This window comes from Achromobacter sp. Marseille-Q4954 (assembly GCF_943737025.1).
GTDB lineage: Bacteria > Pseudomonadota > Gammaproteobacteria > Burkholderiales > Burkholderiaceae_B > Achromobacter > Achromobacter bronchisepticus_A.
On sequence record NZ_CALSFQ010000005.1, the window covers coordinates 19,663 to 41,381 of the forward strand.

Below are 21,719 nucleotides of genomic sequence, written 5' to 3' on the forward strand. Positions count from 1 at the left end.
CCTGTACGCAAGCCCGCTCAATCACGATCGCGGATATGTTTATTCATGATCATGACGCGCTGATGTCGGCGGCGCGCGGGTTGGCGCGTCAGCTCATCAGGCTGACATGGGCAGCGACCACGCGCCATCCTTCAGGCGTGCGCATCCAGGTTTGGCTTTGCCGGCCGATGCGGTCGCTGCCGTCGCGCTGGAATTCCAGATTGGCCGTTGCGAAATCCTGGCCATAGGTGGTGACGACCGCGCGCAACACGCGTCGGGCCAGGCCTTGCGGTGAACGCGCCGCGCGGAAGGCGCGGATGGCATCGTAGCCGTAGAGATTTTCGCCCGCGCCATAGCGCAGCGTGTGAGGGCTGTTCCAGAACAGCGCATCCAGAACCTCCACCTGGTTGTTCACCAGGGCGGTTTCGTAGCGGTCCAGGGCGGCGGTGACTTCCGCCACGACGTCGGGCAGATTGATATCCATGCGTGCTGCTCCAGTTGGCACCGTTGTGGTGCGAAATGTAGGGGTAATCACCAATATGGTGTGTCCTGCGGTGCGGCGGCTCCGTCCCGTGAGCGGCGGTTTCTCGACCTCGTCGGGAGGAGCGCGGCGTGCCGATCCTGGCATGCCGCTTGCTAGGGTAAATACTGCATAGATGCTGCATAACAAGCTGCGCGCCGTCCCAGGAGTTCCGCCATGTCCAGTTCCGCCGTTTCCGCCCCGGTCACCATGTTGGTCACCCGGCATATCACCCCCGAACGCTATGGCGATTTCCTGTCCTGGATGCGCCAGGGGGAAATCCTCGCGGCAGGTTTCCCGGGCTTTCTCGGGTCTGGCGTGCTGCAACCCGCGGAAGGCGGCGACCAGTACCAGATCGTCCTGCGTTTTGCCGACGCGGCCAGCCTCGCCCGCTGGGAAAACTCCCTGCCGCGGCGCATGTGGCTGGAACGCGGCGCGTCGCTGGTGCGCGCCAGCCACGAGCGCCGCGTCAGCGGCACGGACGACTGGTTCGCGCCCAGGACCAGCGCGCCGCCGCGCTGGAAGCAGGCCGTCAGCATCTGGCTGGCCTACTTTCCGGTGCTGCTCGTTTTCTCCGTGTTGGCTAGCGAACCGCTGAGCCTCTTGCCGGTTTTCTGGCGTGTGCTGATCACCAGCGTAGCGCTCACTCCGGTGATGGTGTTCATCTGCATGCCCCTGGTGGCGCGCATGCTGCATCGCTGGCTGCGGGTGGGCTGAAGCAGGCAGGCGCGGCCGGTTCAGGCCGCGCGCGCGCCACGGGAGGAGTACAGCCGGTGCAGCGTGATCTTGCGCACCGCGGCCTGGCTGCCCTGGATATGCGCGTGCAGCAGCGCCACCGAGCGCGCCGCATCGCCGGCCAGCGCGGCTTCGAGTATGGCCGCGTGCTCTTCGTAGGTCTTGCCGATGCGCTCGGGCAGTGTGAAGTCCAGCCGCCGCACGATGCGGATGCGTTCGGTGGCTGCGCGGTGTACGCGGGCGATCTCCGGATTGCCAGCGGCGGTCACCAGATCGATGTGAAAGCGCTCGTCCAGATTCGCCAGCCGCTCGCAGTCGCCCGAACGTTCGCTTGGGTCCACCAGCCAGATATCGGCCAGCGGGCGCAGCGCGCGCTGCCGCTCGGCGGCGCTGGCCGATGCGCACAGCGATTGCACCGCGGCCGCTTCCAGCACGCTGCGCAGCTCGTAGAAGTGGTCCAGCGTGTTGAAGTCCAGCGGCTTGACCAGCCAGCCATTGCGTTGCCGCACCTCCAGATAGCCTTCCCGCTCCAGGCGGAACAGGGCCTCGCGCACGGGCGTGCGGCTGACCTGCAGGCGGTCGGCGATCTCGGTTTCGGTGAAGCGGTCGCCCGGCGCCAGCCGGAAGTCCAGGATGTCGCGCTTCAGCGTGCCGTAGGCGGTGTCGGCGAGCGTGCGCGGTATGTCGATGACGGCGAAGGCGGTTTCCATGTGGTGGCCTCGGAGCGGTGGTTCAAAGGGGGCGCAGGCGGGCAATGCCGGCCTGCTGCAGCGCGTGCGCGGCGCGCAGGCAATCGGCTTCGCGCCATGGCGCGCCGATCAACTGCACGCCCAGCGGCAGGTGATCGTCCTGTCCGGTTTCGGGCCAGACCGGCGCGGCGCAGACGGGCAGGCCGATGCATGACACCGGCTGCGTCAGGAGCCCCATGCTGGCGCGCGCCGGCAGCCGCTGGCCGGCCAACGTCAGCCAGTCCGAACCGATGGGCGTGGCCGGCACTGGCGTGGCAGGGGCGATCAGCACGTCGTAGTGTTCGAACAGCGTCAGCGCTTCGCGATAGACGCGGTGGCGGATGCGCTGCGCCTGCTGCGCCCACGCCGCGGGCACGAGGCTGCCTGCGACCAGCCGGTCGCGCGACAGCGGTTCGTAGTAGTCGTAGTGCGTGACGAGCCTGCGGCGATGCAGGGCGCCGCCTTCCGCCGCCGTGATGACGAAGGCCGCGGCGCGAGCTTGGGCGGCTCCCGCCAGTTCGACCACGGCCGTGGCGTCCAGCGCACGCGCCGCGATCTCGACGGCGCGGCGGGCCTGCGGTCCGGCCCATTCCGAAAAGTAGCCGCCCAGCACCGCCACCCGCAGTCCGCGCATGCCCGCGTTCAGCGCCGGCAACGCGGCTTCGGCGGGACGTCCGGCGCAGGCCACGTCCTCGGCGTCCGCGCCCTGCAGCGCGTCGTAGGCGGCGGCAAGGTCGCTGGCGCTGGCCGCGAACGGTCCCAGGTGGTCGAGGCTGCCGACGAACGGAAATGAGCCGGCGCGCGACAAGCGGCCGAAGGTAGGTTTCAGGCCGAACACGCCGCACAGCGATGCCGGCACGCGGATCGAACCGTTGGTGTCCGAGCCCAGCGTCAGCGGCACCAGGCCGCCCGCGACCGCGGCGGCGCTGCCGCCGGAAGAGCCGCCCGCGATGCGGGTGGTGTCGTGCGGGTTGCGGCAGGCGCCGTAGTGGCTGTTTTCCGTGGTGAAGCCGTAGGCGTGTTCGTCCATGTTCAGTGCGCCGACCAGCACCGCGCCGGCCTCGCGCATGCGCTCGACCAGCCTGGCGTCGCGCCGCGCGGGCGGGTTGGAGGCGTTGACCCGCGCGCCGGCCAGGGTGACTTCGTCGGCGATGTCGAACAGGTTCTTGACCGCATAAGGCACGCCCGCCAGCGGCGGCAGCGGCTCGCCGCGGGCGCGGCGCGCGTCGATGGCCGCCGCTTCCTGCCGCGCCCGGCTTTCGGTGACGGCGGTAAAGCAGTTGTAGCGCGCGTCGCGTTCGCGCACGCGCGCCAGCGTGGCGTCCAGCACGGCCATGGCGCTGCGTTCGCCGGCGCGGACCTGGCGCGCGATATCCTGCGCGGGGCCGCTCACGGACGGAACACCGCGGCCGATTCCAGCTCCACGGCCAGCGGCTCGTCGACGAAGCCGGCCGCGATGTCCTGGATGCGCGCGAATTGCTGCGCGACGTCGGCCACCGTCTGCTCGCGCAAGGCATAGCCGGCCAGCGCCAGGGCGCTGCGTACGTATTGGTCGATGGTTTCCTGGGTCATGGCGGACTCTCCGGTACGGGTGATTTACTTGCGCACTTCGCGCTGGAAGATTTCCAGGCTGAGTTTCTTCATTTCGATGAAGCTGGGCTCCGATAGCGTCGCCACCGTGCGCGGACGCGCGTCGCGGTAATCCAGGATCTCGGCGACCCGGGTGGGCCGCTTGGTCAGCAGCAGCACCTGGTCGGCCAGGTACACGGCTTCCTCCAGGTCATGCGACACCAGCAGCATGGTGGTGCCGGTCTGCATGAAGACCTCCTGCAGCTTTTCGCGGATGAACAGCGTCATCTCGAAGTCCAGGGCGGAGAAGGGTTCGTCCAGGAACAGCACCTCGGGGCCAGGCGCCAGCGCGCGCATGATCGATGCGGTCTGCTGCTGTCCGCCGGACAGTTCGTAGGGGTAGCGGTTCAGGTCGAACTTGACGTCGAACGAGGCCACCAGCTCTGCGACCCGCGCATCCACCTCGGCCTTGCTGCGGCCTTCCAGGCGCAGCGGATAGGCGATGTTGTCGATGGTGCGCAGCCACGGGAACATGGCTTCGCGGTAGTTCTGGAAGACGTAGCCGATCTTGGTCTGCGCCAGCGACTTGCCGTCGAACAGGATCTCACCCGAGTCGATGGGAATCAGGCCCGCGATCATGTTGATCAGCGTGGACTTGCCGCAGCCGTTGGGGCCGAAGACCGAGACGATCTTGCCCTTGGGAATGTCCAGGTTGAAGTCCTCGTACAACGGCCAGCCGGCGAAGTACTTGGTCAGCCCGCGTATGGTGATGTGGGTGCCCAGCGGACCGGGCTCGAACGGGGCGGCGGCGGGGCCGGGGGCGATGATGGGATTGAGGACGGTGGACATCAGCGGCCGCTCCAGTGGACCACGCGCTTTTCCAGCACGAGAAAAAGTATGTTCAACACATAGCCGAGCGCGCCGGCGGCAAGAATGGCCGCGTACATGTCGCGCACGTTCAGCACCTGCTGCGCGTTGATGATGCGATTGCCCAGGCCGCTGTCCGAACCGATGAACATCTCGGCCACGATCACGATGACCAGCGCCATCGACACGCCGCTGCGCAGGCCCACGAAGGTGGGCTGCAGGCTTTCCCAGATCAGCACGTCCTTGAAGATGCGCCAGCGCGACGCGCCCATCACGCGCGCCGCCATGACCCGCTGCTTGCGGGCGTTGATGACGCCATAGGCGCTGTTGAACAGGATCACCAGCACCGCCGCGAAGGCAGCAATGGCGATCTTGTTCATGTCGGTAACGCCGAAGATCATCAGGAACAGCGGGATCAGCGCGGAAGAGGGCGTGGAGCGGAAGAAGTCGATCAGAAACTCCACGCTGCGATACGCCTTTTCGTTGCTGCCCAGCAGCACGCCCAGCGGCACGCCGATCACGCCCGCGATGAGGAAGGCCTGCAGTGTGCGGTTCAGCGACGCCAGGAAGTCCGCCAGCAGCGGGCCGCCCGCCATGCCCTTGACCAGCGCCGCAAGCGCCGCGCTGGGCGTGGGCAGCAGCACGGGGCTGACCAGTTGCAGGCGCACCACCAGGTCCCACACCACGAAGAGCGCCAGCGGGCCGATCAGCGGCAGCAGGCGGCTTGTGTCGAATTTGCGTGGGGGCCGCGCTGTCGCGGCCGGGCCGGCCGTGGTTGTTGCAGTGGTTGCGGTCATGGCTCAGCCCTTGTAGAGCATGGTCGAGACGTCGACCTTCTGGGCGAAGACGCCCTTGTCGGCGAACAGGTCGAAGAACTTCTGGAAGTGCTGGATATCGCCGGGCGTGAACTCGTTGTAGAGGGTGTAGGCGGCCAGCGGCACTTCCTCGGTCATCGGACCTTCGATGGCGGTGTAGCCCTTCAGGTAGGGACGCGCCTCTTCCGGCTTGCTGCGGATCAGTTCGATGCCGCGCGCATAGGCGGCGATGAATTTCCTGCTTTCCTCGGGATGCTTCTTCAGGAAGGCGGTGGTCAGCGATGCCGACCCGCCGAACCACGGCGCCATCGGATCGCCCAGCACGTACTTGGAGATGACGCCGGACTCCAGCACGCGGGTGGTGCCATTCAGCCTGCCTACCGTGCCCGTGGGCTCCAGCGTGTAGCAGGCGTCCAACTGGCCGGCGGCGACCGCGGCGACGTGCTGGCTTATCGCCAGCTCGACCACGGTCGCCCCGGTTGCGCCGGCGCGCTCCAGCACTGCTTTGGCCAGCGTGGCGTTCTGGATGCCGGGTCCAGATCCGACCTTTTTCCCCTTGAGGTCTGCGATGGATTTGATGGGACTGTCTTTCGCGACGATGAACTCGTCCAGCACGTGCTTGGCGTTGCTGGGATTGGACGCAAAAATCTTGAACAGGCCGGGCGAAGCGATCTCGCCGATGGCCAGATTGGCCGAGCCGGTGCCGTTGGCGCTGCCGTCCGCGCGGCCGGCCAGCATGGCTTCCATGACCTGCTGCGCGCCCGCGAATTTCAGCGGCTCGACGTTCAGCCCGGCCTCCTTGAAATAGCCTTTTTCCAGCGCCGCGTAGAACGGCAGGCCGGCCGCCACGGGCCAGAAGCCGATGCGGATCACGGGTCCCGCTTGCGCCCGAACCAGCGCCGGCGCGGCCAGCGTCGCGGCGCCCAGCGCGGCGCCCTGGATCAGCCGGCGGCGGGTGGCGTTGAAGGCATGGGGCGCGTTGCGGTAGATCATGGAGGAACTCCTGGTGTGCAAGGAAAGAGGCGCTTGTAGACAAGCTGGCATACCAGGCATCAAGCAAGAGCCGTGCCAACTTCTTCCGGGGCGGCATGCGCCCAGTGCGCCTGGCGGGCCGGCCTCGCGCTGGTGCCTCGCCTGAACCACATTGGTGCACGGCGCACCAATGAAGGGGACGTAACCGGCCCCCGTGTCGCGCTGCGCGCGATGGCGGTAGCATGTGGGCGGATCGGAGCGTGCCGCTCCGGACTTGTGAACCCTTGCGCGACGCCTGGCCGCGTCATACCGAGATGAATACGCGTTTTGTCGAAGCCTTTCTGTGGTCGGCGCGCCTGGGCAGTTTCCGGGCGGCGAGCGACCGCCTGCACATCACCCAGGCCGCCGTGGCCAATCGCATCGCCTCGCTGGAAGAGGACATAGGCGCGCGCCTGTTCGAGCGCGACGCCAAGGAGCTCAGGCTGACGGCCACCGGCACCCGGCTGCTGGACTATGGCGAACGGCTGCTGGAGATCCGCCAGCAGATCCTGTCGCTGGGCAAGGGCGGCGACGAGGTCTTTGGCCTGGTGCGTATCGGCGCCATCGAAACCGTGGTGCACACCTGGCTGATCGGCTTCCTGACCAATCTGCGCTCCACCTATCCGGGCATCGAGGTCCAGCTCACCTCCGAGACCACGCGCGCGCTGCACCGCGGCCTGCGCGAAGGCGCGCTGGACATCGCGCTGCAGACGGACCTGCTGAACGATAGCGGCATCATCAGCAACGCCTGCCTGCCCATGGAGATGGGCTGGGTCGGGCCGGCCGGCGACGAGGAGGCGCTGAGCGCGCAGCAACTGCTGAGCGAACCGGTGCTGACCATGAGCCCGGGATCGCAGCCTCACGAAGCGCTCAAGGCCCTGTACCGCGAAGTCGGCATGCCGCAAGGCAAGGTGCACTGCGTCAGCTCGATCTCCGCGCTGGCGCGGCTGGTGCGCAGCGGCTTCGGCCGGGCGCTGGTGCCGCTGCCGCCCATCTACGAATACGTGGCGCGCGGCGAGGTACAGATCATCCGCTGCGACATTCCGGTGCCGCCCCAGCTGCTGGTGGTGAGCTATCTGGAAAGCGCCGGCTCGGACGCGATCCGGCTGGTGGCCGAACTTGCCAGCCGCGCGTCGGACCAGTTCACGTCCTCGGTCGCTGCGCCGCGATTGGGTTCGGCGCAATAGTGTTATCCCTAGGGCGTCTTTCAGTAATTTTATTGCCGCGCAGAAGAATTACTCGTTTGTCCCGGGGCAACCGGCCGGCTGAAGATGGAGCCTTCCGTAATCGAAGGAATTTCCTGTCTTCCGCCCATGAGCACGCACACCGAATCCTCCCTCCCGCCGCACGGCCTGCTGTTCGTCGCCACTGACGCCGACCCCGCCCACGAAGTCGATTTCAACCGCTGGTACGACCGCGAGCACGTGGAAGAGCGCGTGCGCATTCCCGGCTTCCTGTCGGGCGCGCGCTACCTGTCGCGGGAAGGTGGCCGCAAGTATCTGGGCCTGTACCGCACCGAATCGCTGGCCGCCTTCACCACGGCGGACTATCGCAAGGCGTTCGAGCGCCAGACCGTATGGTCGGTGACCAACCTGGACCGCATGCGCGACCCGATGCGCCGCGTGTGCGCCGTGCGGGCCGTGACGGGCTTTGGCTCCGGCAGCGAGATCGCGGTCCTGCCTCTGCCGGCGACGAATGACAGCGAAGCGCTGGCGGCCCGGGCGCAGGCGCTGGGCGCTGAACTGGCGCAGGCGGACGGCTTCGTGCAGTCCTATCTGCTGGTGCCGGACGCGGGGCTCAGCACGCCGCTGCCGCGCGAGTCCGCCGACAACCGCGTGCTGGCGCCGCTGTTCGTGGTGGAAGCGAGTTCCGCGGCCGCCGCGCGCGTCCTGCGCGATCGGGCTTGCAGCGCATTCGATACCGATCCGTCACAGGCCTGGCTGCTGGAACTGGGCTGGAAACTGACGGCAGCCGACCTGCGCTGAGCCCATCGCGGCCAGTCACCAAACATCCAATTCAAGGGGAATCCCATGGCTGAAGAAACGCTATATGGCGCCGCGCCGGTGAAGACCGCGGCCGCGCCCAACAAGATGCGCAGGCTGGCCCTGGCCAGCTCGGTCGGCACCACGCTGGAGTGGTACGACTTCACCATCTACAACCTGATGGCGGCGTTGGTCTTCAATTCCATCTTCTTTCCGTCCTTCGACCCGCTGACGGGCACCATCCTGGCCTTCTCCACCTATGCCGTGGGCTATGTGTCGCGGCCGCTGGGCGGCTTCGTCTTCGGCCATCTGGGCGACCGGCTGGGGCGCAAGTTCGTCCTGGTCGCCACCCTGGTCATCATGGGCGTGTCCACCGGCCTGATGGGGCTGTTGCCGACCTACGCGTCCTGGGGGGTATGGGCGCCCGTGGCGCTGGTGGCCTTGCGCTTCGTGCAGGGCGTGGCCCTGGGCGGCGAATGGGCCGGCGCGGTGCTGCTGTCGATGGAGCACGGCAAGCCCGACCAGCGCGGGCGCAACGCCTCGTTCACGCAGATCGGTCCGTCCTGCGGCACGCTGATAGGCACGGGCTTCATCGCCGTGGTCTCGGCCTTTCTGAGTCCCGAGGACTTCCAGGCCTGGGGCTGGCGCGTGCCCTTCGTCTCCAGCGTGGCGCTGGTGCTGTTCGGCCTGTGGCTGCGCCGCGGCGTGGAGGAGACGCCCGTGTTCCTGGAAATGGAACAGAAGCGTGAAACCGCCGCCACGCCCATCAAGGAAGTGCTGGGCCAGTACTGGCGGCAGTTGCTGGTCGCGGGCGGCTCGCGCATCGGCTCCGACGTGCTCTATGCGCTGGTGGTCGTGTTCACGCTGACCTACGTCACCACGGTGCTGCACCTGTCGCGGCCCATGGCGCTCACCGCAACCATGCTGGGCGCCGCGCTGAATGCGATTGCGGTGCCGTTGTGCGGGCATCTGTCGGACAAGATCGGCCGCCGTCCGGTGTACCTGGCGGGCGCGGTGTTGGGCATGATCTGGGCCTTCGTTTTCTTCGTGCTGATGGACACCGCGCATCCCATCGCCATCTGCGCGGCCGTCGTGGTGGGCCTGCTGATCCACGCGCTGATGTACGGCCCGCAGGCCGCCTTCATCACCGAGCAGTTCCCGGGCCGCGTGCGCTATGCGGGTTCCTCGCTGGCCTACACGCTGGCCGGCATCGTCGGCGGCGGCTTCGCGCCGTTGATCATCGCCAGCCTGTTCAAGTCCTGGAATTCGACCTTCGCCATATCGCTGTACGTGGCGGCGGCGCTGGTCGTGACGGCGGTGGCGGTGCTGGCCGCCAGGGAAACGGCCAAGTCTCCGTTGCAGCGCTGAGGCGCGGCGCATGCCTGTCGCCGTCCGGCCTCGCGGCCGGGCGGCGACAGGCCATTCAGGCGATGCTGCGATTGGCCAGCGGCTCGCCGGCCAGCCAGCGGTTGAGGTTGTCGACGAACAGGGCCCGCACGCGCGCGGCATTGCCGTCCGAGAACCCGGCGCTGTGCGGCGTGACGATGACGTTGGGCAGGTCCCACAGCGCGGAATCCGGCGGTAGCGGCTCGTGCTGGAACACGTCCAGGAAGGCGCCGCCCAGGCGGCCGGCACGCAGCGCCGCGATCAGTTCGGGCTCATCGATCACGTGGCCGCGGGCCACGTTGACCACCATCGCATGCGCGGGCAGCGCGGCGAGCGCAGCGCGGCCGATCAGGTTGCGCGTGGCGGACGTGAGCGGGCAGGCCAATACCAGCCAGTCGGCCGCAGGCAGCAGGGACGGCAGTTCGCCGTAACCCACGGTGTGACGGGCCTGCGGCACGGGCGCGCCGCTATGGCGCGCGACCGATATCTTCAGGCCGAGCGCGGCCAGCAGCGCGCCAATACGCTGTCCTATCCCGCCCCATCCCACCACCACGGCATGCTGGCCGGCCAGGTCCCTGGGCGTGCGCTCGTCCAGCAGCGGCCGCCAGGCGCGGTCGCGCTGATCGGCGGCCAGCAGCGGCAGGCGGCGCGCCAGCGCCAGCACGCCGGCGACGGCGCTCTGTGCCACCACCGGGTCGCTGGCGCCTTGCGAGGTCGTGACCGCGACGCCACGCGCGTGCAGGCGCTGGTAGATCTCGCGGTCGGCGCCGGCCGAGTGCACATGCATCCAGCGCAGCGCCGGCGCGTTCCGCATGGCCTCGTAGTACAGGGCGGTCGATGGCTGGATCTCGAACTTGGTCGAATGCCCCGTGATGTCGCGCGAGACGAACGCAGTCTCGGCCATCATGGGCTGGCCCGCAACGGGGTGGACCAGCGCATAGCGGCCCGCTGCCGGGCTGCGGTCCAGCGCCAGGCGCAGCGGCGCGGCTTCGGCGGGCGAGCACAGGATGCGGATGTCGGAGCCTTGCGTCATGGCGGCGGGTTCAATGGGCTTCGGGGGCGAACTTGCGCACCAGCAGCGCCCACTTGTCATGTTCGCGCTTGATGAAGGCGCCGAATTGCGCGGGCGTGCCGCCTACCGGTTCGGCGCCTTCGCGCAGCATCTGTTCATTGAGCCCCGGCAGTGCCGCGTTGACCTCGCGGTTGACGACGTCCACCACCTGCTGCGGCGTGCCCTTGGGCGCGAAGAAGCCGAACCAGGAACCCGCGTCAAACCCGGGGTAGCCGGATTCGGCGATGGTGGGCAGCTCGGGCAGGGTGGCGGAACGCTGCGACGTGCTGACCGCCAGCGCGCGCAGCTTGCCGGAACGGATGTGCCCGATCACGGAAGGGATGGTGGCGAACATGAAGTCGATGCGCCCGGCCAGCAGGTCGTTGACCGCGTCCGCGCCCTTGTACGGCACGTGCGTGGCGTTGACGCCCAGCTCGTCCATCAGCATGTAGCTGGACAGGTGGGAGGACGTGCCGACTCCAGTGGAACTGTAGTTGAGCTGGCGCGCGGTCTTGACGTACTTCAGGAATCCCTGGATGTCCTTGGCGGGCGAAGCCGGCGGCACTACCAGCACGTTGGGCACCGTGGCGATCTGCACCATGGGCACCAGATCGGTCAGCGGGCTATAGGGCAGCTTGTTCAGCGAGGGGTTGACGGCGATGGGCCCCACGGAGTTGACGATGAGCGTGTGGCCGTCGGCCGCCGCGCGCACGACGTACTCCGTGCCGATGTTGCCGCCCGCGCCCGGTTTGTTCTCGACCACGAAAGGCTGGCCCAGCTTTTGGGTCAGGGTATTGGTGACGCTGCGGGTGAGGGTGTCGGTGGTGCCGCCGGGCGAGAACGCCACGATGACCTTCACCGGCCGGTCGGGATAGTCCGCGGCCGCGGGCGGCGCCAGCGTACAGGCGCCAGCCAGCGCTGCGGAAGCGAGCAGGGCTCGTGCAGTGTTCATGATGTCTCCTCGCGTGGGCATAGTGGTGTTTTCGATGGCGCCGTGCCGCCACGCCGGCCGGCGCCTGTTGAACCGAAAAACTCAGTCGCGGTAGCTCGGGTCCTGCCGGTCCAGCTTGCGCAGCAAGGCGGGCCACTCCATCACTCCATAGGGCCGGCGCGTGCCGGGCTGGTAGTTGTTCCAGGTTTCCTGCAAAACCGGCGCGGCCACGGCCTGCAGCGGCGATCCCGTCGCCATGGCCGCCAGCTGCGAACGGCAGGCCAGTTCCAGGCGGTGCATCCAGTTGAAGGCTTCGCCCACGCTGCGTCCCACGGTAAGGGCGCCGTGGTTGCGCAGGATGAGCGCTTCGCCCTGGCCCAGGTCGGCCAGCAGCGAGGCCTGTTCCTCGACGCCCAGCACAACGCCCTGGTAGTCGTGATAGCCGATCTTCAGGAAGCGCATGGCGGTCTGGGTCAGCGGCAGCAGCCCGCATTCCAGCGAGGACACGGCCATCGAGGCCCAGCTGTGGGTGTGGATCACGCAGTCCACTTCGTGGCGATGGGCGTGGACCGCGCTGTGGATGACATAGCCGGCCTTGTTGATGCCGTAGTCCAATTCGCCGAAGTCGGGCCGGGCCAGGATGGTGCCGTCCAGGTCCACCTTGATCAGGCTGGACGCCGTGATCTCCTCGTACATCATGCCGTAGGGGTTGATCAGGAAGGCGTTGTCTTCGCCGGGCACGCGCGCCGAGATGTGGTTGGCCATCATGTCGGCCATGCCGTAGATCTCGACCAGGCGGTAGCAGGCCGCCAGGTCGACGCGCGCTTTCCATTCCGCCTCGGTGCAATGCGGACGCATCGAGGCAATGCGCAGGCGTCCCCCGGCGTGAGTGTCAGTGGTCATCGGAATTCGTGAAGCTCCATTGCCGCCGCACCATGCCGCGGCATCCATGCCTGGCAATTTATCGGCGGGATGGGGGCGGGCCTAGCCCCGGCCCAGGCATGGGGGCATCACGAATCGAGAAGGGTTGCCCCCGGCCAGCCGCCGTTGCGCACCAGGGCGCGCATCACGTCCAGCAGCACCACCCGCGCGGCCAATGCCGCCGGCGAAAGTTCCTCGTCGTTGATGCAATACACCAGGTTGCGGCGGAACAGGAAGGGATCGTCGATGGGGTGCATGCTCAGCAGTCCGGACTCCACCCGGGCCACCGCCGCGCCGGGCTGGATGGTGGCCAGCGCGTTGGCCTGCACCAGATCCATCAGCGTGGTCAGGCCGTCGACCTCGACGCCGATCCAGGGTTCGACGCCGGCCCGTTCGAAGGCGGCCTCGACCCAGGCCCGCAGGCCGTGGGCCTTGCTGGTTACGGCTTGCGGCAGGCTGCCCAGTTGCGCCATGGTGATGGGCTCGCCGTCGGGCAGGGCGACCATGCCGCGGCGCGCCAGCAGGAACAGCCGTTCGTCCAGCACCGGGATGGCGCTGCGGCCCTGGCTGCTGTCGTTCTGGAACAGCACGGCCAGGTCGAGGCGCCGCCCCGTCAGCAGTTCGCCCAGGTTGCCCGACAAGCCCTCGACCAGATGCAGCCGCACGTTCGGATAGCGTTCGGCCATGGCCGCGTAGAAGGGCCTGGCCAGCACCGATGCGGTGGTCGGTGCGAAGCCGACGCTGACCATGCCGGCCAGCCGCGCCTCGCGCGCGGCCGTCACTGCGTTTTCCGCGTGCCGCAAGGTCAGTTGCGCCTGCCGCAGGAATGCCGTGCCCGCCGGCGTCGGCACCACGCCAGTGGGCGTGCGCACCAGCAGCCGCGTGGCCAGCTCGCTTTCCAGACGGCTGATCTGCTGGCTGAGCGCCGAGGCGACCACCTCCAGCTCGCGCGCGGCGCGGCCGATGCTGCCCAGTTCAGCGACGCGGACGAAGTAGCGGAGTTGGCGGAGTTCCATGGCGCATGACGGGAGGGGAGTAGGGGATAGTAGTCGCAGCGGCGTGCGCATGCGGCCTTGCCGCCTCCGGGAAAACGGGGCTGGCGGTTCAAAGAAATGTCAGGTATCTGACTTTATTCTGAATGACAAACGAAAATTGTTTACACTCTCATCCTCAAAATTCGAGGTTGAGCGGACCGCCGTGGGGGCGGGTGCCGTTCGAGTTACGGGAGAAAGTCGATGCGCAAGTTGCTGTTGGGAGCGGTTTTGGCCGCTGCGGTGTTCGGGGGGACGGCCCAGGCTGCGGCCGAGCCCAAGGCCGTGGTCGCCACGTATTCGGATCTGGCGCTGGCTGGCTACGAAGACTCGCTGACTTCCGCCCGGGCCCTGCGCACCGCCATCGACGCCCTGATCGCCAAGCCCAGCGCCGACACGCTGAAGGCCGCGCGCGAGGCCTGGCTGGCGGCGCGCGTGCCTTACCAGCAGACCGAGGCCTACCGCTTCGGCAACCCCATCGTCGACGACTGGGAAGGCCGCGTGAACGCCTGGCCGCTGGACGAAGGCCTGATCGACTACGTCGACGCGTCCTATGGCACGGAAAACGACGAGAACGCCTACTACGCGGTCAACGTCATCGCCAATTCCAAGATCTCGGTGGGCGGCAAGACCGTCGACGTCAGCAAGATCACGCCCCAGCTGCTGTCTGAAGTGCTGCACGAAGCCGACGGCAACGAAGCCAACGTGGCCACGGGCTACCACGCCATCGAATTCCTGCTGTGGGGCCAGGACCTGAACGGCACCGGCCCCGCGCCCGCCGACCGCAAGGGCACGCCGCAGGAACGCCACGCCGGCAACCGTCCGCACACCGATTTCGATCCCAAGCAGTGCACGGGCGGCCATTGCGAGCGCCGCGTGCAGTTCCTGAAGGCCGTGACCGACCTGCTGGTGACGGACCTGGAAGAGATGGTCGGCAACTGGAAGAAGGACGGCGCCGCGCGCAAGGCCGTCGAAGAAGATCCCAAGGCGGGCCTGATCGCCATGCTGACCGGACTGGGCAGCCTGTCCTACGGCGAGCTGGCCGGCGAACGCATGAAGCTGGGCCTGATGCTGCATGATCCCGAAGAAGAGCATGACTGCTTCTCGGACAACACGCACAACTCGCACTATTACGACCAGATCGGCATCCGCAACGTCTACCTGGGCAGCTACACCCGTATCGACGGCAAGACCGTCTCGGGCGCCAGCCTGTCGGAACTGGTGAAGGCCCGCGATCCCAAGCTGGACGCCGAAGTGCGCGCCAAGCTGGACGCCACCGTGGCCGCCATGCAGGCGATGAAGACGCGCGCCGAAACGGTCGAAACCTACGACCAGATGATTTCGGACGGCAACAAGGAAGGCAATGCCGTGGTGCAGGCCGCCATCGACCGCCTGGTCGACCAGACCCGCAGCCTGGAGCGCGTGATCGCCTTGCTGGACCTGGGCAAGGTCGCCATCGAAGGTTCCGACAGCCTGGACAAACCTGACGCCGTATTCAAGTGAAACTCGTTTTAGCCGCCGTACTGGCGGCGTCGGCCCATGCCGGCGCCGCCGCCGCTCCGACCGGGCGTGACGACCTCACGCCCGAAGACCTGAAGCGCGTGACCGCCATCACCGCGCCCACGCGCGATTTCTCGAAGGTCGAGACCTTCGAGACCATGCAGGCGGGCGCCGCCACCACCAACAAGCTCATCAACGCCGACATTTTTTCGCAGCCGTCGGCCAACATGAGCTTTGAGGGGCGCCAGGAATTCCAGGTCGGCAACGGCCTGTTCCGCAAGGACTGGGTCTCGGCGCCGGCTTCCACGCAAGCCTCGGACGGCCTGGGGCCGCTGTTCAATGCGCGTTCCTGCCAGGCCTGTCATACCAAGGACGGACGCGGCACGGTGCCGGGCTTCGATCCTTTGGAACGTACCGACGCGGTGGCGCTGTTGCTGCGCCTGGCGGTGCCGCAGGGCGCCGATCGCGGTCACCCCAAGCTCGCGCCGGGCGAGATCGCGGCCTTGCCCGAACCCGTTTACGGCGTGCAGCTGCAGAACTTCGCGGTCGCGGGCCTGCCCGCCGAAGGCCGCATGGAGATCGAGTACCAGCCGGTCCCGGTCGCGCTCAACGGCGGTGAAACCGTCACGCTGATGAAGCCCGCCTACCGCATCGAGAATCTCGGCTATGGCCCGATGCGCGCGGACACGCAGATCTCGCCGCGCCTGGCGCCACCCATGATAGGCCTGGGTCTGCTGGAATCCATCCACGAGACCGACATCCTGGCCAACGTGGGCGCGGACAAGCGCGACGGCATCGTCGGCAAGGCCAACTGGGTCACCGACGTGCGCACCGGCGCGCGCGTGCTGGGGCGCTTCAACCTGAAGGCCGGCCAACCCACGGTCGAGCAGCAGAGCGCCGCGGCGTTCTCCAACGACATGGGGCTGTCCACGCCCTTGTTTCCCCAGCATTCCGGCGACTGCACGCCCTCGCAGAAGCAGTGCCTCGACATGCCGCACGGCGCGCAGCCGCGCTTCGGCCCCGAGGAAGTGCCGGCAAAGCTGATGGACTTCGTCACCATCTATTCCACCAACCTTGCCGTGCCGCAGCGCCGAGACGCCGACGATGCGCGGGTGTTGGCCGGCAAGAAGCTGTTTTACGAAGCCAATTGCGTCGCCTGCCACGTGCCCAAGTACGTCACCAGCCGCAACGCCAAGCAGCCCGAGCACCGCTTCCAGCTGATCTGGCCCTACACCGACATGCTGGTGCACGACATGGGCGACGATCTGGCCGACGGCGTGTCGGACGGCCTGGCCAACGGCCGCGAATGGCGCACGCCGCCGCTGTGGGGCATAGGCCTGACCAAGACCGTGAACCCCAATGCCACCTGGCTGCATGACGGACGCGCGCGCACCTTGCTGGAGGCCGTGCTGTGGCATGGCGGCGAGGCCAAGCCCGCGCGCGACCGCGTGGTGGCGATGACGCCGGAAGAACGCGCCGATCTCATCCGTTTCCTGGAGTCGCTGTGATGGCTGCAATAGCCCCGCGTGTATTGAAACTGGCCGCGGCTGCGGCGCTGGGCGGCATTACGTCCTGGGCCGCGCAGGCCGCGCCGCCCGCGGATCTTGGCGAGCGTCTGGCGCGCGATTACGCGCGGCCGGCGGTAGCGAAAATGGCGGACGCGGCCTCGGCGCTGGACGGCGCCTTGGGCGGCTGGTGCGCGCAGCCCGGCGCGGCCAACGCGGCGCGCGTCAAGCAGGCGTTCGAGGACCTGGCGCTGGCCTGGTCGGGCGTCGAGTTCCTGCGCTTTGGCCCTCTGGTGCAGGCCAACCGCTACGAGCGCCTGGCCTTCTGGCCCGATACGCGCGGCGTGATGCCGAAGCAGGTGCAGGCGCTGATCGCCGCGCAGGACGGCGCCTTGCTCGTGCCCGGCGCCCTGGCGGGACGCAGCGTGGCCGTGCAGGGGCTGCCCGCGTTGGAATACGTGCTGTACGGCGAGCCGGCCTTGCTGCGGCAGGATGGCGGGCAGGTCGACGCCTACGCCTGCGATTACGCCCGGGCGGTGGCCGCCAACGTCAGGCAGATCACGCGCGATGTAGCCCAGGCCTGGAGCGCCGAGGGCGATTTCGGCCGGCAGTTCGCGCAACCCAAGGCGGGCAACGACCTGTACCGCGATCAACAGGAAATCGCGGCCGAGGCCATGAAGTCCCTATCCACCGGGCTGCAGTTTGCGCGCGACGTGAAGATCCTGCCCGTGCTGGGCGATACGCCGGAAGCAGCGCGGCCCAAGCGCGCTGCATTCTGGCGCAGCCAACTGTCCACGCGCCTGCTGGCGGCCAATCTGGACGGGCTGCAGGCTTTCTATCAGGCGGGGGCCTATGCGCTGCCCAAGGGCGACGCCTGGATGGCCGAGTCCGTGCGCGGTGAACTGGCGAGCGCGGCGCGCGTGCTGCTGGACGTGCAGCAGCCGCTGGAGCAGGCGCTGGCGCAGGAAGAAGGGCGCCAACAACTGACTTTGGCGGCGTTGACCCTCAAGAACGCCAAGGCCATCGTTGACGAGAATCTGGCGCCGGCCCTGGGCGTCACGATCGGCTTCAATGCACTCGATGGTGATTGACCGGCGCCGCTTCCTGTCGCTCGCGGCCGCGCTGGGCCTGGCCCCGGCGGCTGCGTTGGCGGCTGCGCCCAAGGACGGCGATGTCCTGTACCTGAGCGCGCGCAAGCGCGGCGGGCGCGACGAAACCGCGCTGCTGGATGAAGCGGGACACGATCGGCTGGTGGTGCCGATGCCCGCGCGCGGCCACAGCTTCGCCATCGATGCCGCGGGGGAACGCGCGGTCGTCTTCGGCCGCCAGCCGGGCTTCTTCGCGCTGGCGTTTTCGCTGCGCGGGGGCGAGCCCCAGGCCTTGCCCATGCACGAAGAGCGCCACTTCTTCGGCCATGGCGCCTACGTGGACGGCGGCCGGCTGCTGGCCGCCACCGAGAACGATTTTGTAGCGGGCCGGGGCGTGCTGGGCCTGTACGATGCCTCGCCCGGCGGCGCGTACCGCCGCATCGGCGAATTCGACAGCGGCGGCATCGGTCCGCACGAGGTCGTGCTGATGCCCGACGGCAAGACGCTATGCGTCGCCAATGGCGGCATCCTCACGCATCCCGACTACGGCAAGCTGGAACTCAACCTGGACACGATGCGGCCCTCGCTGGCCTATATCGACGCGGCCAGCGGCGAGCTGCTGGAGAGAGTGGAGCTGGAGCCCGCTTTGCATCGCCTGTCCATCCGCCACCTCGCGCTGACTGCCGACGGCTGCGTCTGGTTCGGCTGCCAGTACATGGGTCCGGCCGCGGACCGGCCGGCGCTGGTGGGTCGGCACAGGCGCGGCGCGCAACTGGAACTGTTCGAAGGGCCGGCGCCAGCCTTGCGCCAGATGCGCAACTACGTCGGCTCGGTGGCCGTGGATACCGCGGGCGGCGTGGTCGCCACGTCCAGCCCGGTAGGCGGACAGGTGATCTACTGGGACGCGGCCAGCGGCCGTTGCCTGGGCACGACCGAACTGGCCGACGGCTGCGGCGTGGCGCCGGCCGCCGGAGACGGCTTCCTGCTGAGCAGCGGCCTGGGAGCGATGCTGCGCATCGACGCGTCCGGCAAGGAGCAGCCCGTGCTGGCGCCGTCGCGCGAGGTGTCCTGGGACAATCATTTCCGCAAGATCCCGGCGCGGGTCTGATCCCGTTTGCTTACAAAGCTTGACACAACGGGGCCGCGATGCGGCCCTTATCGCAAGCGCCATCTGATAAAGTTTTCGGCTGCTTTTTTCAGGCCGCCAGGCGCCCGTTGCCGGGACGCTGCGCGGCCTCAACTTTTCCGCAGGAGTATCCATGGAAGAAGCCTTGAAAGAATTTAACGCCTGGGCTCCCAAGCTGGTCGACCTGGGCCTCAATCTGGCGGTTGCGCTGCTGATCCTCATCATCGGCTGGTGGGTGTCGTCCCTGCTGGGCAGCTGGGTGCGCCGCGCCGCGACGCGTTCCAAGAAGATCGATCCCACCATCGTGCCCATGTTCTACAGCACGGTGGTCTGGACGGTGCGCATCTTCACCGTGATTGCGGTGCTGGCGCGTTTCGGGGTGCAGACGGCCAGCCTGATCGCGGTGCTGGGCGCCGCCGGCCTGGCCGTGGGTCTGGCCTTGCAAGGCACGCTGCAGAATATCGCCGCCGGCATCATGCTGCTGATCCTGCGCCCGATACGCGCGGGCGAATACGTGGCGCTGAGCACCGGCGTGGACGGCACGGTGGAAGAGGTCGGTCTCTTCCTGACGCGCCTGATCCAGGTCGACGGCATTCATCTGACCCTGCCCAACAGCACGGTGTGGAACGCCACCATCACCAACTACAGCCGCAACAAGACGCGTCGCCTGGATATCCCGGTGCCGGTGCGCTATGGCGACAACCTGGAAGTCGTGGTGGCCAAGCTGCGCGCGATCGTCGACGCGCGTCCGGAAACGCTGAAGGATCCTGAACCGCTGGTGAAGGTGGTCGACTACAAGGAAAACGGCGTCGTCGTGAACGTGCGGGTATGGACCGAGTCTGCCAAGTACTGGGACCTGCGCTGGGGCCTGTACCAGGACATCCGCAAGTCGCTGGAAGATGCGGGCTTCCAGCCGCCGATCCCCATGCGCGAGATCCAGAACGCCAAGCCGGGCGCCGCGGCCTGAAGCAGGCCGGTCTGCACTGGAATGACAATGGGCGCCCGATGGGCGCCCATTTTTTTGCTGGCGGCAGCAGACCTCAGGCCTGCATCGACAGGCGCGCGAGTTCGTTCTTGATCCAGCCGGCGATTTCGCGCTGGCGTTGCGCAGGCATGCGGTCGATGATGGCCGTGACGCTGACCGCCAGGATCGGCGCGCCCTGGGCATCCAGCAGCGCGCAGCCTACGCCCAGCGCGCCGCGCACCGCGTGGTTGCCCACCACGGAATAGCCGCGGGCGCGGGTGTTTTCGATCAGGCGGTACATCTCTTGCGGTGTCATGCCGCCATATTCGTCCAGCCGGCCCGAGTTGCGCTCGACGATGCCGCGCGCAACGTCGTCGGGCAGGGCGGCCAGCAGGGCCATGCCGCCCGACCCCACGCCCAGCGGCTGGCGCTTGCCGGCGTAGGTGGCCAGGATCTGCACCGGATAGCTGCCGATCTCGCGATGCAGGCTGATGGAATCGTCATCTTCGCGCACGACCAGGAAGACCGCGTCGCCGGTGCGGTCGGCCAGGCGCCGCAGCACGGGCAGCAACTGGCGCACGCGCGGATCGCGCGAGCGCGTGTCCGGGTCCACCGCCAGCTGGGCGCGGTATTTCTTGGTGCCGGTCACGGCCAGCACCAGTCCGGCGTCCAGCAAGGCGGCCAGCAGACGGTAGATGGTGGGGCGCTGTATGCCCGTGAGGCGGGCGATATCGGTCACGCTCAGGCCATCGGGACCCTGGTCGCGCAGGGCGGCCAGGACGGCCAGCCCGCGCCGCAATGTGCGTGGACCCGCGGCCGCGGCGTCGCTATCTTGCATGAAAATCTCTGAAAACTCGGGTTATTACGGAATATTCAAGGGAAAACCACTGTCCGTGCTGTGGACTCTACCTTGATGCAGTGCATGTGTATAGCTCAGAATGCTGCATCGAACAATTCAAATCGTCCACTTGATGGACAGTACCTGCACGGAGACTCTATGACTACAGGTCAAAAGCCTGGACTGCGGCGTATCGCCGCCACCCTTCTGGCTACCGCCGCAAGCGCATTCGCAATGGGCTCGGCCCATGCCGCCTACCCTGACAAGCCCGTCCGCATCGTGGTCGGTTTTTCCGCCGGCGGCACTACTGACGTGATCGCCCGCATCATGGCCAAGGAACTGACCGAAAGCCTCGGCCAGTCCTTCGTGGTCGAGAACAAGCCCGGCGCCGGCAGCAACATCGCTACCGACCAGGTAAAGCGCGCAGACCCCGACGGCTACACGCTGCTGTTCGTGGCCGTGACCAGCGCCATCAACCAGACGCTGTACAAGAACGTCAATTTCGACCTGACCAAGGATTTCACGCCGGTGGCGCTGGGCGCCAAGGTGCCGAACATCCTGGTGGTGAACCCGCAAGTGCCCGTGAAGTCGGTGCAGGAGCTGGTGGACTACGCCAAGAAGAATCCCGGCAAGCTGGCGTTCGCTTCGTCCGGTAGCGGCACGTCCATCCACATGGCGGGCGAGCTTTTCAAGATGCAGACCGGCATCGACGTGCTGCACGTGCCGTACAAGGGCAGCGCGCCTGCCGTGACCGACCTCATCGGCGGCCAGGTGCAGTTCATGTTCGACAACATGCCGTCGGCCTGGCCCCACGTGCAATCGGGCAAGCTGCGCGCCCTGGCCGTGACCACCACGGAACGCTCCAAGAGCGCGCCTGACGTGCCGACCATGAAGGAATCCGGTTTCGCCAACTTCGACGTGTCGTCGTGGTTCGGCCTGATCGCGCCCGCCGGCACGCCGCCGGAAGTCGTGAACAAGCTCAACGCGGCCATGGTCAAGGCGCTGGACAAGCCCGAAGTGCAGCTCAGCTTCGAGAAGCTGGGCGCCGTGGGCGTGAAGACGACGCCGGCCGAATTCGGCCAGTTCATCAAGTCGGAAGTGGAAGGCTGGGCCCCGGTGGTCAAGGCCTCGGGCGCCAAGGTGGACTGATTTTCGATTTCCGGGCGGCAAGC

The 21,719-nt window shown here is 67.6% G+C and carries 22 protein-coding genes; 10 read left to right on the forward strand and 12 right to left on the reverse strand.

Going from position 1 to position 21,719, the window contains the following annotated elements; translation table 11 throughout:
• Nucleotides 1-88: 88 nt before the first annotated feature.
• Nucleotides 89-463, reverse strand: a complete 375-nt coding sequence (gene hpxZ / locus NGK62_RS31045; protein WP_059371974.1) for an oxalurate catabolism protein HpxZ — start codon at nucleotides 461-463, stop codon at nucleotides 89-91.
• Between the two features lie 213 nt (nucleotides 464-676).
• Here hpxZ and NGK62_RS31050 point away from each other — a divergent pair, with 213 nt between their 5' ends.
• The gene (locus NGK62_RS31050) at nucleotides 677-1,216 is read left to right on the forward strand and encodes an antibiotic biosynthesis monooxygenase (RefSeq protein ID WP_251881949.1); all 540 of its coding nucleotides are present in this window, start codon (nucleotides 677-679) and stop codon (nucleotides 1,214-1,216) included.
• Nucleotides 1,217-1,236: 20 nt separating this feature from the next.
• Here the strand turns inward: NGK62_RS31050 and NGK62_RS31055 are convergent, their stop codons facing one another.
• From NGK62_RS31055 to NGK62_RS31080, 6 genes are read right to left on the reverse strand one after another with little or no spacing between them, the layout of a single operon-like run.
• The gene (locus tag NGK62_RS31055; protein ID WP_118934130.1) at nucleotides 1,237-1,944 is read right to left on the reverse strand and encodes a GntR family transcriptional regulator; all 708 of its coding nucleotides are present in this window, start codon (nucleotides 1,942-1,944) and stop codon (nucleotides 1,237-1,239) included.
• Nucleotides 1,945-1,966: 22 nt separating this feature from the next.
• Nucleotides 1,967-3,355, reverse strand: coding sequence for an AtzE family amidohydrolase (locus tag NGK62_RS31060; protein WP_251881951.1), 1,389 nt, complete (start codon nucleotides 3,353-3,355; stop codon nucleotides 1,967-1,969).
• Nucleotides 3,352-3,534, reverse strand: coding sequence for a DUF4089 domain-containing protein (locus tag NGK62_RS31065; RefSeq protein WP_059371982.1), 183 nt, complete (start codon nucleotides 3,532-3,534; stop codon nucleotides 3,352-3,354). Before NGK62_RS31065 ends, NGK62_RS31060 begins: the two co-directional genes overlap by 4 nt.
• 24 nt (nucleotides 3,535-3,558) lie before the next feature.
• Nucleotides 3,559-4,380: an ABC transporter ATP-binding protein gene (locus NGK62_RS31070; RefSeq protein ID WP_059371984.1), complete on the reverse strand. Its 822-nt coding sequence runs from the start codon at nucleotides 4,378-4,380 to the stop codon at nucleotides 3,559-3,561.
• A complete protein-coding gene (locus NGK62_RS31075; protein WP_059371988.1) occupies nucleotides 4,380-5,195 on the reverse strand; it encodes an ABC transporter permease in 816 nt (271 codons plus the stop codon). The genes NGK62_RS31070 and NGK62_RS31075 overlap by 1 nt, the downstream gene beginning before the upstream one ends.
• 3 nt (nucleotides 5,196-5,198) lie before the next feature.
• On the reverse strand, nucleotides 5,199-6,206 hold the full coding sequence (locus NGK62_RS31080) for an ABC transporter substrate-binding protein (protein WP_059371990.1): 1,008 nt from the start codon (nucleotides 6,204-6,206) through the stop codon (nucleotides 5,199-5,201).
• A 293-nt stretch (nucleotides 6,207-6,499) separates the two neighbouring features.
• Here NGK62_RS31080 and NGK62_RS31085 point away from each other — a divergent pair, with 293 nt between their 5' ends.
• From NGK62_RS31085 to NGK62_RS31095, 3 genes are all read left to right on the forward strand, one after another.
• A complete protein-coding gene (locus NGK62_RS31085; protein ID WP_059372806.1) occupies nucleotides 6,500-7,411 on the forward strand; it encodes a LysR family transcriptional regulator in 912 nt (303 codons plus the stop codon).
• 126 nt (nucleotides 7,412-7,537) lie between these two features.
• Complete coding sequence (locus tag NGK62_RS31090; RefSeq protein ID WP_251881953.1) at nucleotides 7,538-8,209, forward strand: DUF4286 family protein; 672 nt, start codon at nucleotides 7,538-7,540, stop codon at nucleotides 8,207-8,209.
• A 45-nt stretch (nucleotides 8,210-8,254) separates the two neighbouring features.
• Complete coding sequence (locus NGK62_RS31095) at nucleotides 8,255-9,574, forward strand: MFS transporter (RefSeq protein WP_118934136.1); 1,320 nt, start codon at nucleotides 8,255-8,257, stop codon at nucleotides 9,572-9,574.
• Between the two features lie 55 nt (nucleotides 9,575-9,629).
• On the opposite strand, the gene NGK62_RS31100 is transcribed toward NGK62_RS31095, so the two are convergent.
• From NGK62_RS31100 to NGK62_RS31115, 4 genes are all read right to left on the reverse strand, one after another.
• Nucleotides 9,630-10,625 carry an NAD(P)-dependent oxidoreductase gene (locus NGK62_RS31100; protein ID WP_251881955.1) on the reverse strand — a complete coding sequence of 332 codons (996 nt, stop codon included), beginning with the start codon at nucleotides 10,623-10,625 and terminating at the stop codon, nucleotides 9,630-9,632.
• Between the two features lie 10 nt (nucleotides 10,626-10,635).
• Nucleotides 10,636-11,595 carry a Bug family tripartite tricarboxylate transporter substrate binding protein gene (locus NGK62_RS31105; protein WP_059371999.1) on the reverse strand — a complete coding sequence of 320 codons (960 nt, stop codon included), beginning with the start codon at nucleotides 11,593-11,595 and terminating at the stop codon, nucleotides 10,636-10,638.
• Between the two features lie 81 nt (nucleotides 11,596-11,676).
• On the reverse strand, nucleotides 11,677-12,477 hold the full coding sequence (locus tag NGK62_RS31110; protein ID WP_223283329.1) for a class II aldolase/adducin family protein: 801 nt from the start codon (nucleotides 12,475-12,477) through the stop codon (nucleotides 11,677-11,679).
• Nucleotides 12,478-12,584: 107 nt separating this feature from the next.
• The gene (locus NGK62_RS31115) at nucleotides 12,585-13,511 is read right to left on the reverse strand and encodes a LysR family transcriptional regulator (RefSeq protein ID WP_118934140.1); all 927 of its coding nucleotides are present in this window, start codon (nucleotides 13,509-13,511) and stop codon (nucleotides 12,585-12,587) included.
• A gap of 219 nt (nucleotides 13,512-13,730) precedes the next feature.
• Here NGK62_RS31115 and NGK62_RS31120 point away from each other — a divergent pair, with 219 nt between their 5' ends.
• From NGK62_RS31120 to NGK62_RS31140, 5 genes are all read left to right on the forward strand, one after another.
• Nucleotides 13,731-15,029 carry an imelysin family protein gene (locus NGK62_RS31120; protein ID WP_059372005.1) on the forward strand — a complete coding sequence of 433 codons (1,299 nt, stop codon included), beginning with the start codon at nucleotides 13,731-13,733 and terminating at the stop codon, nucleotides 15,027-15,029.
• A complete protein-coding gene (locus NGK62_RS31125; protein ID WP_251881957.1) occupies nucleotides 15,026-16,534 on the forward strand; it encodes a di-heme oxidoreductase family protein in 1,509 nt (502 codons plus the stop codon). Before NGK62_RS31120 ends, NGK62_RS31125 begins: the two co-directional genes overlap by 4 nt.
• Complete coding sequence (locus tag NGK62_RS31130) at nucleotides 16,534-17,622, forward strand: imelysin family protein (protein WP_251881959.1); 1,089 nt, start codon at nucleotides 16,534-16,536, stop codon at nucleotides 17,620-17,622. The genes NGK62_RS31125 and NGK62_RS31130 overlap by 1 nt, the downstream gene beginning before the upstream one ends.
• Nucleotides 17,612-18,727: a DUF1513 domain-containing protein gene (locus tag NGK62_RS31135; RefSeq protein WP_251882087.1), complete on the forward strand. Its 1,116-nt coding sequence runs from the start codon at nucleotides 17,612-17,614 to the stop codon at nucleotides 18,725-18,727. The genes NGK62_RS31130 and NGK62_RS31135 overlap by 11 nt, the downstream gene beginning before the upstream one ends.
• Nucleotides 18,728-18,878: 151 nt before the next feature.
• The gene (locus NGK62_RS31140) at nucleotides 18,879-19,712 is read left to right on the forward strand and encodes a mechanosensitive ion channel family protein (RefSeq protein WP_054453202.1); all 834 of its coding nucleotides are present in this window, start codon (nucleotides 18,879-18,881) and stop codon (nucleotides 19,710-19,712) included.
• Nucleotides 19,713-19,785: 73 nt separating this feature from the next.
• Here NGK62_RS31140 and NGK62_RS31145 read toward each other — a convergent pair whose 3' ends face one another.
• Nucleotides 19,786-20,547 carry an IclR family transcriptional regulator gene (locus NGK62_RS31145; protein WP_059372016.1) on the reverse strand — a complete coding sequence of 254 codons (762 nt, stop codon included), beginning with the start codon at nucleotides 20,545-20,547 and terminating at the stop codon, nucleotides 19,786-19,788.
• Nucleotides 20,548-20,706: 159 nt separating this feature from the next.
• Here NGK62_RS31145 and NGK62_RS31150 point away from each other — a divergent pair, with 159 nt between their 5' ends.
• Nucleotides 20,707-21,696 carry a Bug family tripartite tricarboxylate transporter substrate binding protein gene (locus NGK62_RS31150; protein WP_013395179.1) on the forward strand — a complete coding sequence of 330 codons (990 nt, stop codon included), beginning with the start codon at nucleotides 20,707-20,709 and terminating at the stop codon, nucleotides 21,694-21,696.
• The last annotated feature ends 23 nt before the right edge of the window (nucleotides 21,697-21,719 follow it).